We start from the raw sequence: 15180 nt of genomic DNA, 5'->3' as shown, positions 1-15180 counted from the left end.
GCGGGACGGCCTTCACATTACCGTCATCCCGCCGGACCCCTGTCCGCGTGTGGATGCGGATCATGCGGGCAGTGCGAAGTCGATGACATGGAGCGCCGACGGGGTCGTCCCGGTCGACTTCTCCTGGTACATGAACGACAGCACGTTGTCGGCCTTGACCCGCAGTTCGTCGATGACGACCTCGCCGAAGGCGTTGAGACCGCTGCCGTCGAAGAGGACCGTCCAGTTCGTGTAGCCGGAGGCCTTGGAGGCGCCGGCGATCCGGCCGAAGGGGAAGATCGCGTAGGCGTTGTCGTACTTGTCGAGGATCAGTTTGGTGCGCTGGCTGGAGCCGAGGACGACGGGGATCTCCGTTTTCTGCCAGGTCCCGGCGGAGTTCTTGCGGACGTGGAAGGCGCGGCCGTTGGCGGTGCGGTCGCTGACGTAGTTGGTGGTGCACTGGCCGAAGCGGCCGGGGACATAGCTGATGATCGCGTGCGGGAGGCCGGTGGAGTCGGCGGCCTGGCTCTCCTGGTTCATCAGGGAGTGGTCCGGGTTGAGCGCGTCCACGACGAGTCCGCTGTCCGTGACGGCCACCTTGTCGGAGCCGCCCGTGGTGCCGACGGCGGTGCCCGCGTTGTTGCGCCAGGTCCGGCCGCGGTCGTCGGAGTAGACGTAGCCGGTGTCGTGGTTGGTGATGCCGCCGCTGGAGCACATCACGGCGCCGTTCTGCTCGCGCCAGGTGAAGAACGAGTGCAGGCGGCCGTTGACGTCGTAGTCGATGCCGTGCAGGTACATGTTGCGGACCGTGCTGGAGCCGTGCTCGCTGGTGTAGGTGCCGGTGGAACTGGTCCACTCGCCGAGGTTCGTCCAGGTCGAGCCGTCGTACTCGGCGAGCGCGTTGCGGCCGTTGCCGGAGATGCCGACCCGGTAGCTGAGCTGGAGCCTGCCCTCGGGGGTGGCGACGAACTGCGGGTAGGTGAACTGGCTGGTGAGCGCGAGCCCGTCGAGGGTGGTCTGGACGGCGCCGAAACGGGACGAGGTCCAGGAGGTGGTCGCCGGGTTGTCGAGGAGTCCGGCGGTCGACTTCACGTAGAAGAAGCCGTCGCTGTGGGAGTCCATGTTGAGGTGGAGCCGGCCGTCGACCTTGGAGACGCCCATGGAGATGACGTTGTGCGAGTCGCTGGCCTTGAGCTGGTGGGAGAGGGTGACGGTGGACCAGGTGCTGCCGCCGAGGACGCGGCGGGCGACGACCGCGTTCCTGGTCGAGGTGTACCAGGCGGCGTACTGGTAGCCCTTGTAGGTCAACAGGCCGTTCTTCTGGAACGAGTTGTTGTTGACCAGTCCGTCGTAGGACACGAAGAACACGGCCTGCGCGTCGAGTTCGGTGGTGGCCTGCTTCGTGACCGAGGGGCCCGGGTCGGCGGCGCGGGCGGTGCCGGCGGCGAGCGCGGGGGACGCCGCGGCGCTGAGGAGCGCGCCGGCCAGGAGGGTACGTCGTCTCATCTCGGGGACTCCATTGTCATGCGAGGTGGAACACTTCGGTGAGCGGTTTCATCGCCTCGTCGGGGCGGGATCCGTCGAGGGACTCGAAGAACGGGGACATCTCGGCCTGCCAGCGGGCGTTGACGTCGGTGGCCTCCATACCGGCGAGGGCGGCTTCGAAGTCCTCGGTCTCCAGATAGCCGACGAGCAGGCCGTCGTCTCTCAGGAAGAGCGAGTAGTTGTGCCAGCCGGTGGCCGAGAGAGCTTCCAGCATCTCCGGCCACACGGCGGCATGGCGTTCGCGGTACTCGGCGAGGCGGTCCTGTCGGACCTTGAGCAGGAAACAGACGCGCTGCATGAAGTACCGCTCCGGAATCAGAAGTTGAACTGGTCGATGTTCTTGGCGTCGAACACGGTCGGCTTGCCGAGGCTGATCACGCCGTCCTTGCCGATGGTGTACGTGGTGCCGCCGGCCTTGAAGGTCTCGCCCTCCTTGCCGGTGATCTGACCGGAGACCAGTGCCACCGCCGTCTGCGCGGCCAGCGCGCCGAGCTTCGAGGGGTCCCACAGCTCGAAGGCGTCGACGGTGCCGTTCTTGACGTAGTTGCGCATGTCGTTCGGGGTGCCGAGGCCGGTCAGCTTGACCTTGCCCTTGTACTTGGAGCCCGACAGGTACTGGGCGGCCGCCTTGATGCCGACGGTGGTCGGGGAGATGATCCCCTTCAGGTTCGGGAACTCCTGGAGCAGGCCCTGGGTCTGCTGGAAGGACTGCTGGGCGTCGTCGTTGCCGTACGCGACCTTGACGAGCTTGACGTCCTTGTACTTGGCGTCCTTCAGCTCGTCCTTCATGAAGTCGATCCAGGTGTTCTGGTTCGTCGCCGTCTGCGCGGCGGACAGGATCGCGATCTCGCCCTTGTAGCCGATCTGTTCGGCGAGCAGCTGCACCTCGGTGCGGCCCAGGTCCTCGGCGGACGCCTGTGAGACGAAGGCGTTGCGGCACTCGGGGTTGGTGTCGGAGTCGTAGGTGACGACCTTGATCTTGTTGCTCATGGCCTGCTTGAGCGCGGTGCACAGGGCGCCCGGGTCCTGCGCGGACACGGCCATCGCGTCGACCTGCTGCTGGGTCAGGGTGTTGACGTACGACACCTGCCCCGAGGTGTCCGTGGCGCTGGACGGACCGACCTCCTTGTAGCTGGAGCCCAGCTCCTCGAGGGCCGCCTCGCCGCCCTTGTCGGCGGAGGTGAAGTACGGGTTGTTGACCTGCTTCGGCAGGAAGCCGACGGTCAGGCCCTTCTTGGTGGCCGCGTTGGGGTCGGCCTTCCCGCCGGAGGCCGCCGAGCCGGTGGACTCGTTCTTCACGTCCTCCTTGGTGGTGCCGCCGCAGGCGGTCGCGGCGAGGGAGAGGGAGGAGACGACGGCGAGAGCCGCACAGGCACGGCGCAGGGATGACTTACGCATGGTGGTGTCGATCCTTTACGAGGAGGGCTGAGGAGGGCTGTTTCTCAGGCCGTCGGGGTCGAGGCTGCGGCTCTACGGCCCGCCCTCGCGACGGAGATCTGCCGTGCGACCCTGGGGCCGAGCACGGAGACGACGAGCAGGACGCCGGTGACGACGATCTGCGACTGGGCGGAGACGTTCAGGAGGCTCATGACGTTCTGGAGCGCGCCGAGCAGGAAGACGCCGGCGATGGCGCCGCCGAGCGTGCCCTTCCCGCCGTCGAAGTCGATGCCGCCGAGCAACACGGCGGCGACGACGGAGAGTTCGAGGCCGGTCGCATTGTCGTAGCGAGCGCTGGCGTAGTGCAGGGCCCAGAAGATTCCGGTGAGGGAGGCCATCAGGCCGGTCACCGTGAACAGGATCAGTTTCTGCCGCTTGACGCGGATGCCGGCGAACCGGGCGGCCTCCTCGCTGGCGCCGGTGGCGAACACCGAGCGGCCGAACGGGGTGGCGTGCAGCACGACCACGGCGATCGCGAGGAGCACGACGAAGGGCAGGAAGGCCTGCGGGAGGAAGCTGTCCCCGACCCGGCCGGCCGCGAAGTCCAGGTACTGGGTGGGGAAGTCGGTCACCGCGTCGGAGCCGAGCACGATCTGTGCGATGCCCCGGTAGGCGGCGAGGGTGCCGATGGTGACGGCGAGGGACGGCAGCCCGAGCCGGGTCACGAGCAGACCGTTGATCAGCCCGCAGACCACGCCGAGCAGCAGGCAGATCGGGATGATCGCCTCGATGGTCAGGCCCTGGTTCCACAGGGCGCCCATGACCGCGCCGGACAGACCGGCGGTGGAGGCCACCGACAGGTCGATCTCGCCGGAGACCACCAGCAGGGTCATCGGCAGGGCGATCAGCGCGATCGGCAGGGTGTTGCCGATCAGGAACGACAGGTTCAGCGCGTTGCCGAAGCCGTCGACGAGGGAGAAGGAGAACAGCAGCAGGACGATCAGGAGGGCGCCGACGACGGTGTCCCAGCGGATCGCTCGGGCCAGGGACTCAGGCACGGTCCTCCCCCTTCTTCGCTACGGCCGGCTTGGCGGCGGCCGACTTCTTCTTCAGGGCGGACGCCACCCGCAGCGCCACGATCCGGTCGACCGCGATGGCCAGCAGGAGCAGCACGCCGTTGATCGCGAGCACCCAGACCGAGCTGACGCCGAGGGCGGGCAGGACGCTGTTGATGGAGGTGAGGAGGAGCGCGCCGAGGGCCGCGCCGTAGACGCTGCCGGAGCCGCCGGTGAAGACGACTCCGCCGACCACGACGGCGCTGACGACGGTGAGTTCGTAGCCGTTTCCGGTGCTGGAGTCGACGTTGCCGAACCGGGCCAGGTACATCGCCCCGGCGAGCCCGGCGAGGCCGCCGCAGAAGGTGTAGGCGACGAGGATCCGCTTGCGGACCGGGATGCCGGCGAGGCGGGCGGCCTCCGGGTTGGAGCCGAGCGCGTACAGCTCGCGCCCGCTGCCGAAGTGCTTGAGGTAGTAGGCGGTCGCTATCAGGACGACGACGGCGATCAGGGCGAGCCAGGGCACGGCGGAGAGGCCGCCGGAGCCGAAGTCGACGAAGGAGCCGGGCAGGTCGGCCGCGGTGATCTGGCGAGAGCCGACCCAGATGGAGTCGATGCCGCGGATGATGTACAGCGTGCCGAGGGTGACGACGAGGGCGGGCACCTGGCCGAGGCTGACCAGGAGTCCGTTGAGGAGCCCGAAGCCGACGCCGGTCAGGATCGCCAGCACGATCGCGATCACCGGGTTGCCGCCGCCGTGCAGATACGTGCCCGCGGCGAAGGCGCTGATGCCGAGCGTGGAGCCGACCGACAGGTCGACGTTGCGGGTGATGACGACCAGGGACTGACCGGTGGCGACCAGCACCAGGATGGTCGCGTTCAGCAGCAGGTCCTTGATGCCCTGCTCGGACAGGAACTCGCTGTTGCCGGCCTGGGTGACGGCGATCATCACCAGGAAGACGGCCAGGATGGCGAGTTCGCGCATCTTGAAGACGCGGTCGACCAGCCGGGTGCCGCTGGACTTCGGCGCCTCGGCGACGGGCGCCTCGTGGGACGTGGTCACCGTCATGCGGCGGCCCTCCCGGTGGCTGCGGCCATCACGGTTTCCTCGGTGGCTTCGGTGCGGGGGATCTCGGCGCTGATCCGGCCCTCGTGCATCACCAGCACGCGGTCGGCCATGCCGAGGATCTCGGGCAGGTCGGAGGAGATCATCAGGACGGCGACCCCGTCGGCGGCCAGCTCGCTCAGCAGCCGGTGCACCTCGGCCTTGGTGCCGACGTCGATGCCGCGCGTCGGCTCGTCGACGATCAGCACCTTCGGCCCGGTGGCGAGCCACTTGGCGAGGACGACCTTCTGCTGGTTGCCGCCGGACAGCGTGTTGACGGTGTCGGCGATCCGGGCGTACTTCACCTGGAGCTTGACCGCCCAGTCCAGGGAGCGGCTGCGCTCGGCACCGCGGTCCATCAGACCGGCCTTGACGGTCGTGCGCAGGCCGGTCAGGCCGATGTTGCGTTCGATGGACATGTCCATCACCAGGCCCTGGGCGCGCCGGTCCTCGGGGACCAGGGCCAGACCCGCGGACATCGCGGCCGAGGGGGCGCCGTTGGTGAGCCGGCGGCCGTCCACGGAGACCTCCCCGGCGTCCCAGCGGTCGATGCCGAAGACCGCCCGGGCGACCTCGGTGCGGCCGGCGCCGACGAGGCCGGCGAGGCCGACGATCTCGCCGCGCCGGACCTCGAAGGAGACGTCGGTGAAGACGCCCTCGCGGGTCAGCCGGCGCACGCTCAGGGCGACCTCGCCCGGGGTGACGTCCTGCTTGGGGTAGAGCTCGTCGAGGTCGCGGCCGACCATCCGGCGGACCAGGTCGTCCTCGGTCATGCCCGCGATGGGCTCGCTGGCGATCCAGGCGCCGTCGCGCAGGGTCGTCACCCGCTGGCAGATCTCGAAGATCTCCTCCAGTCGGTGGGAGATGAACAGGACGGCCGCGCCCTGTTCGCGCAGGGTGCGCACGACTTTGAAGAGGCGGGCGACCTCGCTGCCGGTGAGGGCGGCGGTCGGCTCGTCCATGATCAGGACGCGGGCGTCGAAGGAGAGCGCCTTGGCGATCTCGACGATCTGCTGGTCGGCGATGGACAGCCCGCGCGCCGGGCGGTCGGGGTCGAGGTCGACGCCCAGACGGCTCATCAGGGCGGCGGTCGCCGCGTGGGTGGCCTTGTGGTCGATGCGGCCGAGGGCGCGCCGGGGCTGGCGGCCCATGAAGATGTTCTCGGCGATCGAAAGGTCGGGGAAGAGCGTGGGCTCCTGGTAGATCACGGCGATGCCGGCGTCGCGGGCGTCGCCGGGACCGTGGAAGGCGACGGGCTCACCGTCGAGCAGCACCCGACCGGCGTCGGGTCGGTGCACCCCCGCAAGGGTCTTGATGAGGGTCGACTTGCCCGCGCCGTTCTCCCCGGCGAGGGCGTGCACCTCGCCGGGGAACAGCTCCAGGGAGACGCCCCGCAGGGCGCGGACGGCGCCGAAGGACTTGGTCACGTCCTTCAGTGCCAGCACCGGGGGTGCTCCCGTGTCGGACGGGTGGGTCATGGGTGGCTCCTCGACGACGCCCGCGAACCGTTCCCACCGAGGACCGGGGGGCCTGTCGCGACGTCGTGAAAGGTTTCAACTGGATTGCCGGGACGTTAGACATGGGGGGCATGTCACGTCAATGGGTCCGTCTCGAAAAGTTTTCGATAGCCGAAGGTCACGCCGGGGTCACGGACAACAGTCCTGGACGAAGGGGTTGACACTCCCTCGACAGCCTCATAGCTTCCCGTTCTGAATCGTTTCATCCGGGAGCTGTTCCGGACCGATGTCTCAGGAGCCCGAAGTGACCGACCTCTCCGCGGTGAAGGCCGCGCTGAAGACCCAGGCCGTCGAGACGCCGTCGTGGGCGTACGGGAACTCGGGGACCCGTTTCAAGGTGTTCGCGCAAGCGGGCGTCCCACGCACCCCGCAGGAGAAACTGGACGACGCGGCTCAGGTGCACGCGTTCACCGGCGTGGCCCCGACCGTGGCGCTGCACATCCCCTGGGACAAGGTGGAGGACTACTCCGCACTTGCGAAACATGCCGAGGACCGGGGCGTGAAGCTGGGGGCGATCAACTCCAACACCTTCCAGGACGACGCCTACAAGCTGGGCAGCATCTGCCACCCGGAGGCGGCGGTACGCCGCAAGGCGCTCGATCATCTGCTGGAGTGCGTCGACATCATGGACGCGACCGGCTCCGCCGACCTGAAGCTGTGGTTCGCCGACGGGACGAACTATCCCGGGCAGGACGACATCCGCGAGCGGCAGGACCGGCTGGCGGAGGGGCTGGCCGAGGTGTACGAGCGGCTCGGGGACGGGCAGCGGATGCTGCTCGAGTACAAGTTCTTCGAGCCGGCCTTCTACGCGACGGACGTCCCGGACTGGGGCACCGCGTACGCGCACTGCCTCAAGCTCGGCCCGAAGGCGCAGGTCGTGGTGGACACCGGGCACCACGCGCCGGGGACCAACATCGAGTTCATCGTCGCCACGCTGCTGCGGGAGGAGAAGCTCGGCGGGTTCGACTTCAACTCGCGGTTCTACGCGGACGACGACCTGATGGTGGGCGCGGCCGATCCCTTCCAGCTGTTCCGGATCATGTACGAGGTCGTGCGTGGGGGCGGGTTCACCTCCGAGGTGGCGTTCATGCTCGACCAGTGCCACAACATCGAGGCGAAGATTCCGGCGATCATCCGGTCCGTGATGAATGTGCAGGAGGCCACGGCGAAGGCGCTGCTGGTCGATCGCTCGGCGTTGGCCTCCGCCCAGGCTGCCGGGGATGTGCTGGAGGCGAACGCCGTGGTGATGGATGCGTACAACACGGATGTGCGGCCGTTGCTGCGTGAGGTGCGGGAGGAGATGGGGTTGGACCCCGAGCCTCTTGTAGCGTACCGCCGCTCCGGGTGGGCCGAGAAGATCGTTGCCTCGCGGGTCGGTGGGGAGCAGGCGGGGTGGGGGGCGTAAGCGTCTGCCTGGTTCCGATTCGTCGCGGGGTGCGGGTCCGTTGTGGCTGGTCGCGCAGTTCCCCGCGCCCCTGAAAAACACGCACTCGCCCCTTGTCGAAAAGTAAGGAATCTCCATGACCACCCGCCCCGAGGCCTCTGCCCTCATCGCCCGGTCGCACCGGCTGGGCGCTGATCCGCGCAACACCAACTACGCCGGCGGGAACACCTCCGCCAAGGGCGCTGACACCGACCCGGTGACGGGTGGGGACGTCGAGCTGATGTGGGTGAAGGGGTCCGGTGGGGACCTCGGGACGCTCACCGAGGCGGGGCTGGCCGCGCTGCGGCTGGACCGGCTGCGGGCGCTCGTCGACGTCTACCCGGGGGTCGAGCGCGAGGACGAGATGGTCGCCGCGTTCGACTACTGCCTGCACGGCAAGGGCGGGGCGGCCCCGTCCATCGACACCGCCATGCACGGACTCGTCGACGCCGCGCACGTGGATCACCTCCACCCCGACTCCGGGATCGCGCTCGCCTGCGCGGCCGACGGGGAGAAGCTGACCGCCGAGTGTTTCGGGGACACCGTGGTGTGGGTGCCCTGGCGGCGGCCCGGATTCCAGCTGGGGCTCGACATCGCCGCCGTGAAGGCCGCCAACCCGCAGGCCGTCGGGTGTGTGCTCGGCGGGCACGGGATCACCGCGTGGGGCGCCACCTCCGAGGAGTGCGAGCGCAACTCGCTGCACATCATCCGCACCGCGGAGGCGTTCCTGGCGGAGAGGGGCCGGGCCGAGCCGTTCGGGGCCGTCGTCGCCGGGTACGAGGCGCTGCCCGAGGGCGAGCGGCGGGAGCGGGCCGCCGCCCTTGCCCCTTACGTCCGGGCCATCGCCTCGCAGGACAAGCCGCAGGTCGGACACTTCACCGACGCGGACGTCGTGCTGGACTTCGTCTCGCGTGCAGAGCACCCTCGGCTGGCGGCGCTCGGTACCTCCTGCCCTGATCACTTCCTGCGCACCAAGGTCCGGCCGCTCGTCCTCGATCTGCCGGCCTCCGCTTCTCTGGACGAGGCGATCACGCGGCTGAAGGAGCTGCAGGCCGAGTACCGCGAGGAGTACGCCGCCTACTACCGGCGGCACGCCGACTCCGACTCCCCCGCGATGCGGGGCGCCGACCCGGCGATCGTGCTCGTGCCGGGCGTGGGCATGTTCTCCTTCGGCAAGGACAAGCAGACCGCCCGGGTCGCGGGCGAGTTCTACGTCAACGCCATCAATGTGATGCGCGGGGCCGAGGCGGTGTCGACGTACGCGCCGATCGAGGAGTCGGAGAAGTTCCGCATCGAGTACTGGGCGCTGGAGGAGGCCAAGCTTCAGCGGATGCCGAAGCCGAAGCCGCTCGCCACCCGGGTGGCCCTGGTGACGGGGGCCGGGAGCGGGATCGGCAAGGCGATCGCGGGTCGGCTGGTCGCGGAGGGCGCGTGTGTCGTCGTCGCCGATCTGAACGGCGAGAACGCCGCCGCCGTCGCGGAGGAGCTCGGCGGGGCCGACAAGGCGGTCGCCGTCACGGTCGACGTGACGTCCGAGGAGCAGATCCGGCAGGCTTTCCAGGCCGCCGCGCTCACGTTCGGCGGGGTCGACCTCGTCGTCAACAACGCCGGGATCTCCATCTCCAAGCCGCTGCTGGAGACATCGGCGAAGGACTGGGATCTCCAGCACGACATCATGGCCCGCGGCTCGTTCCTCGTCTCACGGGAGGCGGCGCGGGTGATGATCGCGCAGGAGCTGGGCGGCGACATCGTCTACATCGCGTCGAAGAACGCGGTCTTCGCCGGCCCCAACAACATCGCCTACTCCGCCACCAAGGCCGACCAGGCCCATCAAGTGCGGCTGCTGGCAGCCGAGTTGGGCGAGCACGGGATTCGCGTCAACGGCGTCAACCCCGACGGCGTGGTGCGGGGGTCCGGGATCTTCGCGGGCGGCTGGGGCGCCCAGCGGGCGGCCGTGTACGGGGTCGAGGAGACGAAGCTCGGCGAGTTCTACGCGCAGCGGACCATCCTCAAGCGTGAGGTGCTGCCCGAGCATGTCGCGAACGCGGTGTTCGCGCTGACCGGCGGCGAGCTCACCCACACCACCGGGCTGCACATCCCCGTCGACGCGGGTGTGGCGGCCGCCTTCCTCCGGTGACGGCCGTGAAGTCGTACGCCGCCGTCGACCTCGGCGCGTCAAGCGGGCGCGTCATGGTCGGCCGCGTCGGCCCGGACTCGCTGGAGCTGACCGAGGCGCACCGGTTCGTGAACCGTCCCGTGCGGGTGCCGGAGGGCCTGCGGTGGGATGTGCTGGCCCTGTACGCGGGGGTGCTGGACGGGCTGCGGGCGGCCGGCCCGGTGGACTCCGTCGGCATCGACAGCTGGGCCGTGGACTACGGTCTGCTGGACGCCGACGGGGCCCTGCTCGGCAACCCGGTCCACTACCGGGACGCCCGCACCGAGGGCGTCGCCGAGAAGGTGTGGGGCACTGTTCCGGCGGCCGAGCTGTACGCGGCCACGGGACTGCAGTACGCGCCCTTCAACACCCTGTACCAGTTGGCGGCCGCGGCCTCCTCGGCCCAGCTGGCGCAGGCCCGGCGGCTGTTGCTGATCCCCGATCTGCTCGCGTACTGGCTGACGGGCGAGCAGGGCACCGAGCTGACCAATGCCTCGACGACCCAGCTGATCGATCCCCGCACGCGCGACTGGTCCTACGACGTCGCCGCCCGGCTCGGCATCGACCTCGACCTGTTCGCCCCGCTGCGCCGGCCCGGCGAGCCGGCGGGGCTGCTGCGGCCGGAGGTGCTGGAGCAGACGGGGTTGAGCGGTCCGGTGCCGGTGACGACCGTCGGCTCGCACGACACCGCGTCCGCGGTGGCCGCCGTCCCCGCCACCGGCGAGCGGTTCGCCTACATCTGCACCGGCACCTGGTCGCTGGCCGGGCTGGAGCTGGCGTCGCCCGTCCTCACCGAGGACAGCCGCGCCGCCAACTTCACCAACGAGCTGGGGCTGGACGGCACGGTCCGCTATCTGCGCAACATCATGGGGCTGTGGCTGCTCCAGGAGTGCGTACGGGCCTGGGGTGACCCGGAGCTGGGCGGGCTGCTGCGGGAGGCGGCCGCCGTGCCCGCGCTGCGGTCGGTGGTGGACGCGGGAGACGCCGCGTTCCTGGCGCCCGGGCGGATGCCGGAGCGGATCGCCGAGGCGTGCCGTGCGTCCGGACAGCCGGTGCCCGGGACGCCGGCCGAGGTCACGCGCTGCATCCTCGACTCGCTCGCGCTGGCCCACCGAAGGGCGATCGAGGACGCCCAGCGGCTCGCCGACCATCCCGTCGACGTGGTGCACATCGTCGGCGGCGGCACCCGCAACGCGCTGCTGTGTCAGCTCACCGCCGACGCCTGCGGGCTGCCGGTGGTGGCCGGGCCGACGGAGGCGGCCGCGCTCGGCAATGTGCTCGTCCAGGCCCGGACGCACGGGCTGGTCGGCGACCGCGCCGACATCCGGCGACTGCTCGCCCGTACCCAGCCCCTGACGCGCTACGAGCCGCAGGGCGACACCGGGCGATGGCACGCGGCGGAGGCCCGGCTCACCGCCCGGTGAGCCGGGGTCTCGCCCGGGCTGCCGTGCCCGACTACCCTGCACTCATCCGATGATCTACCGCTAGGAGCCGCGATGCGTGTCGCACTGTTCCTGACCTGTGTCAACGACACGCTCTATCCGGACACCGGCCGCGCCGTGGTGAAACTCCTGACCAGGCTGGGCGTCGAGGTCGACTTCCCGATGGCCCAGACCTGCTGCGGCCAGGCCCACTACAACACCGGCTACCGCCATGAGGCCGAGCCGCTCGCCCGGCATTTCTCCGATGTCTTCGGCGAGTACGAGGCCATCGTTACGCCGTCGGGTTCGTGCGGGGCGATGGTGCGGGAGCTGTATCCGCGGATGGGCGAGCGGGCCCGGGCCGAGGGGCGCGGGGACACCTTGGCCGCCACTTTGGCGCCGGTGGTCCCGAAGACGTACGAGCTCACCGAGTTCCTGGTGGACGTGCTCGGGGTGACGGACGTCGGCGCGTACTACCCGCACACGGTGACCTATCACCCGACCTGCCACGGCTTGCGGGGGCTGGGCCTCGGGGAGCGGCCCCGGCGGCTGCTCCAGGCGGTCAAGGGGCTGGAGCTGGTGGAGTTGCCCGGCGCCGACGAGTGCTGCGGCTTCGGCGGGACGTTCGCGCTGAAGAACGCGGACGTCTCGGCGGCGATGGGCGCCGACAAGGTGCGCAACGCGGAGTCGACCGGCGCCGAGGTGCTGTGCGCGGCGGACAACTCCTGTCTGATGCACATCGGCGGCACCATGACCCGGTTGAAGACGGGCATGCGGCCGGTGCACATCGCGGAGATCCTGGCGAGCACGGAAGGGGATGCGGCCCTGTGAGCGGGACGTTCGTCGGGATGCCGGCGTTTCCGGAGGCGGCGCGCGAGGCGGTCGGCAACGCGACCCTGCGCGCCAACCTGCGGCACGCCACCCACACCATCCGCGCCAAGCGCGCGAAGGCGGTCGCCGAGGTCTCCGACTGGGCCGAGCTGCGGGAGGCCGGCAAGCGGATCAAGGACCACACGCTCCGTCATCTCGACCGGTATCTCGTGCAGTTGGAGGAGGCGGTCACGGCGGCGGGCGGCACGGTCCACTGGGCCGCCGACGCGGACGAGGCCAACGAGATCGTGACGCAACTCGTCAAGATGACGGGCGAGTCGGAGGTCGTCAAGGTCAAGTCCATGGCCACACAGGAGATCGGGCTGAACGAGGCCCTTCTCGAAGCGGGCATCCGCGCCTACGAGACCGATCTCGCCGAGCTGATCGTGCAGTTGGGCGACGACCGTCCCTCGCACATCCTCGTCCCGGCCATCCACCGCAACCGGGCCGAGATCCGGGACATCTTCCGCCAGGAGATGAGCGAGTGGGGCCGTCCGGCCCCGGAGGGCCTCACCGACACGCCCGCGGAACTCGCCGAGGCGGCCCGCCTGCACCTGCGGGAGAAGTTCCTGCGGGCCAAGGTCGGCGTCTCCGGCGCGAACTTCATGGTCGCCGAGACCGGCACGCTCGTGGTCGTCGAGTCCGAGGGCAACGGGCGGATGTGCCTCACCCTGCCCGAGACGCTGATCTCGGTCGTCGGCATCGAGAAGATCGTGCCGACCTGGCGGGACCTGGAGGTCTTCCTGCAGACGCTCCCCCGTTCCTCGACGGCCGAGCGCATGAACCCGTACACGTCGACATGGACCGGCACGACGGACGGCGACGGACCGCAGACCTTCCATCTGGTGCTGCTGGACAACGGCCGCACCGACACCCTCGCCGACGAGGTCGGCCGCCAGGCCCTGCGCTGCATCCGCTGCTCGGCCTGTCTCAACGTCTGCCCGGTGTACGAGCGGGCCGGCGGGCACGCCTACGGCTCGGTCTACCCGGGCCCGATCGGCGCGATCCTCAGCCCCCAGCTGCGGGGCACCGCCAGCGAGATCGACGCCTCGCTGCCGTACGCCTCCTCGCTGTGCGGGGCCTGCTACGAGGTGTGCCCGGTCGCCATCGACATCCCCGAGGTGCTGGTGCACCTGCGGGAGCGGGTCGTCGAGGGCGGGCCGGTGGTACGGGAGGGCAACAAGACGGTCCTCAAGCCGGCCAAGGGGCACGCGGCCGAGCGGGCGGCGATGCGCGCGGCACGCTGGGCCTTCTCCCACCCGGGCGCGCTGCGCACCGGCCAGCGGCTGGCCTCCCGCACCCGCCGTCTCCATCCCCGGACGCTGCCCGGCCCCGGCCGGGCGTGGAGCGGTACCCGGGATCTGCCGGCCGTGCCCGCGGAGCCGTTCCGCGACTGGTGGCAGCGCACGAACGGCGGCACCGACGAGAAGGGGACGGCGAAGTGAGCAGCAGGGAGCGGATCCTGGGCCGGGTGCGGCGCGCGCTGGCCGACGTGGAGCCGGGCGACCCTCCGTACGCGGACGCCGTCGCGCGCGACTATCTGCGCGAGCACGGCGAGCGGAGCGTCGAGGAGACGGTGGAGCTGCTGGCGGAGAACCTGGCGGACTACCGGGCGATCGTGCACCGCACCGACGTGGAGCGACTGCCGCACCTCGTCGGGCGGTTGCTCGCCGAGCGCGGCGCACGGCAGGTGCTGGCGCCGCCGGGGCTGCCGCCGCAGTGGCTGTCGGCGGTCGACGCGACCCGGGTGGACGACCGCGCGGACAGCACCGCCCATGAGCTGGACGAGGTGGCGAGCGTGGTCACCGGCTGCGCCCTCGCGGTCGCCGAGACCGGGACGATCGTCCTCGACGGCGGCCCGGACCAGGGACGCCGCCGGATCACCCTGATCCCCGACCACCACATCTGTGTCGTCCGGGTCCCCGACCAGGTCGTCTCCTCGGTGCCCCAGGCTCTTGAACGCCTCGACCCGACCCGCCCGTTGACCTGGATCTCCGGTCCTTCGGCGACCAGCGACATCGAGCTGGACCGGGTGGAGGGGGTGCACGGTCCGCGCACCCTGGAGGTGATCCTGGTGGCCTCGGCCGAGGCTCAGGAGTAGGTCATCGCGCAGCCGTGCCGCAGGGAGTACTGGGCGGCCCGCAGGTACACCGCCGTGTAGAACGCCGTGGCCAGGTCGTGGGCCCAGGGACCCGGTCGGGCCGCGGCGGCCTGCTCCCCTTCGCCCTCCAGGAACCACAGGGTGAGTTCCAGGTTGCCGAAGGTCGCCGGTATCAGGTCCAGCGGCAGGGCGAGCGCTTCGGCGAGCCGCTCGGCGAGGGCGAGGACGTACGGCGCTCCGACGACCACCGTCTCGTCCGCGTACGCGGAGCCGACGGGCAATTCGATGCCCTCCGTCAGCGCGAACGGGACGAGCAGCGTCCAGCCGAGGAGGGTCCGGTGCTCCTCGGGGGTGAGCCGCGCCCGGCACAGCGCGTCGAAGCCGTCCATCGACGGGCTCATCTTCTCCTCGAACCAGCCCGAGGCCTCGGGCCGGCCCGCTTCGTACGGCGGCAGGCCGCGCCGCGCCAACTCCGCGTTCAGGGCGTGGGCGACGTCCCCATAGCCGTCCTCCCCAGGCACCGACCAGTCTTCCGCGCTCACGCTCACCAGATACACACCCATGATCGCAACGTACTCTGCGCCACTGACAACGGCTCCTGGCGGCTGATGACAAAGCCGGTGAACAAGCGC

General features: G+C 70.2%; 13 protein-coding genes. 6 read left to right on the top strand and 7 right to left on the bottom strand.

Annotated elements, in window-relative coordinates; all coding sequences use genetic code 11:
* Positions 1–60: 60 nt before the first annotated feature.
* From ABZ725_RS05870 to ABZ725_RS05845, 6 genes are read right to left on the bottom strand one after another with little or no spacing between them, the layout of a single operon-like run.
* Positions 61–1485, bottom strand: coding sequence for a BNR repeat-containing protein (locus ABZ725_RS05870; protein ID WP_358801521.1), 1425 nt, complete (start codon positions 1483–1485; stop codon positions 61–63).
* 16 nt (positions 1486–1501) lie between these two features.
* A complete protein-coding gene (locus tag ABZ725_RS05865; protein ID WP_351918476.1) occupies positions 1502–1822 on the bottom strand; it encodes an L-rhamnose mutarotase in 321 nt (106 codons plus the stop codon).
* Positions 1823–1839: 17 nt separating this feature from the next.
* Complete coding sequence (rhaS, locus tag ABZ725_RS05860) at positions 1840–2922, bottom strand: rhamnose ABC transporter substrate-binding protein (protein ID WP_358801520.1); 1083 nt, start codon at positions 2920–2922, stop codon at positions 1840–1842.
* Positions 2923–2966: 44 nt separating this feature from the next.
* Positions 2967–3959 carry an ABC transporter permease gene (locus ABZ725_RS05855; RefSeq protein WP_358801519.1) on the bottom strand — a complete coding sequence of 331 codons (993 nt, stop codon included), beginning with the start codon at positions 3957–3959 and terminating at the stop codon, positions 2967–2969.
* Positions 3952–5025 carry an ABC transporter permease gene (locus tag ABZ725_RS05850; RefSeq protein ID WP_358801518.1) on the bottom strand — a complete coding sequence of 358 codons (1074 nt, stop codon included), beginning with the start codon at positions 5023–5025 and terminating at the stop codon, positions 3952–3954. Before ABZ725_RS05850 ends, ABZ725_RS05855 begins: the two co-directional genes overlap by 8 nt.
* On the bottom strand, positions 5022–6539 hold the full coding sequence (locus tag ABZ725_RS05845; protein ID WP_358801517.1) for a sugar ABC transporter ATP-binding protein: 1518 nt from the start codon (positions 6537–6539) through the stop codon (positions 5022–5024). The genes ABZ725_RS05850 and ABZ725_RS05845 overlap by 4 nt, the downstream gene beginning before the upstream one ends.
* Before the next feature lie 283 nt (positions 6540–6822).
* Here ABZ725_RS05845 and rhaI point away from each other — a divergent pair, with 283 nt between their 5' ends.
* The 6 genes from rhaI (at position 6823) to ABZ725_RS05815 (ending at position 14548) form a co-directional block, all read left to right on the top strand.
* Complete coding sequence (rhaI, locus tag ABZ725_RS05840) at positions 6823–7983, top strand: L-rhamnose isomerase (RefSeq protein WP_358801516.1); 1161 nt, start codon at positions 6823–6825, stop codon at positions 7981–7983.
* A gap of 115 nt (positions 7984–8098) precedes the next feature.
* Entirely contained in the window at positions 8099–10138 is a 2040-nt protein-coding gene (locus ABZ725_RS05835) for a bifunctional aldolase/short-chain dehydrogenase (RefSeq protein ID WP_358801515.1), read from the top strand.
* Positions 10139–10143: 5 nt separating this feature from the next.
* The gene (locus ABZ725_RS05830; RefSeq protein ID WP_358801514.1) at positions 10144–11580 is read left to right on the top strand and encodes a rhamnulokinase family protein; all 1437 of its coding nucleotides are present in this window, start codon (positions 10144–10146) and stop codon (positions 11578–11580) included.
* Positions 11581–11652: 72 nt separating this feature from the next.
* Positions 11653–12408, top strand: coding sequence for a (Fe-S)-binding protein (locus ABZ725_RS05825; RefSeq protein WP_351918487.1), 756 nt, complete (start codon positions 11653–11655; stop codon positions 12406–12408).
* Complete coding sequence (locus ABZ725_RS05820) at positions 12405–13892, top strand: LutB/LldF family L-lactate oxidation iron-sulfur protein (RefSeq protein WP_358801513.1); 1488 nt, start codon at positions 12405–12407, stop codon at positions 13890–13892. Before ABZ725_RS05825 ends, ABZ725_RS05820 begins: the two co-directional genes overlap by 4 nt.
* Positions 13889–14548, top strand: coding sequence for a lactate utilization protein C (locus ABZ725_RS05815; protein WP_358801512.1), 660 nt, complete (start codon positions 13889–13891; stop codon positions 14546–14548). Before ABZ725_RS05820 ends, ABZ725_RS05815 begins: the two co-directional genes overlap by 4 nt.
* Here the strand turns inward: ABZ725_RS05815 and ABZ725_RS05810 are convergent.
* Complete coding sequence (locus ABZ725_RS05810; RefSeq protein ID WP_358801511.1) at positions 14539–15111, bottom strand: hypothetical protein; 573 nt, start codon at positions 15109–15111, stop codon at positions 14539–14541. The genes ABZ725_RS05815 and ABZ725_RS05810 overlap by 10 nt on opposite strands.
* Positions 15112–15180 lie beyond the last annotated feature (69 nt).

Origin of the sequence: Streptomyces sp. NPDC006872 (assembly GCF_040635845.1) — a bacterium.
Classification (GTDB): Bacteria; Actinomycetota; Actinomycetes; order Streptomycetales; family Streptomycetaceae; genus Streptomyces.
Note: the sequence above shows the minus strand (reverse complement) of the source record. Positions and strands in the feature narration are given on the sequence as shown.